Source organism: Halorubrum sp. SS7 (assembly GCF_005435055.1).
GTDB classification, from domain to species: Archaea; Halobacteriota; Halobacteria; order Halobacteriales; family Haloferacaceae; genus Halorubrum; species Halorubrum salinarum.
In genome coordinates this window covers 1-303 of record NZ_SGXV01000498.1, presented here as the reverse complement: position 1 = coordinate 303, position 303 = coordinate 1, and the positions used below count along the sequence as shown (strand labels likewise).

Below are 303 nucleotides of genomic sequence, written 5' to 3'. Positions count from 1 at the left end.
CCAGACGCGAGCCGAAAGATACAGTGATCTGTCCACATCGCTACCAAGCGTGTAGCTCGATCTCGCAGACGGACACTAACCGAGCGAAATCGACTATCCCGCGTGATTGAGGTGGTTGTGTACCGCCCTGGTATCGCTATCGAATCAGCTGAGTCGGTCAATCCGCTGTGTCGCGATTGATGTACTGGTCTTCCCACTCAACTCGGGCTTCGATTTCTCTGGTCCCGCGCCGAGTGGTAGTGTACTCGTTGGTCCGCTTATCGCGTTGGCTTTTTTCGATGAGTCCTTTCTCAACGAGGGTGT

General features: G+C 54.5%; 1 pseudogene. It reads right to left on the bottom strand.

What is annotated here, in order from left to right:
- Window positions 1–157: 157 nt before the first annotated feature.
- Window positions 158–303, bottom strand: a pseudogene (locus tag EXE44_RS21745) (PadR family transcriptional regulator); the annotation flags it as partial.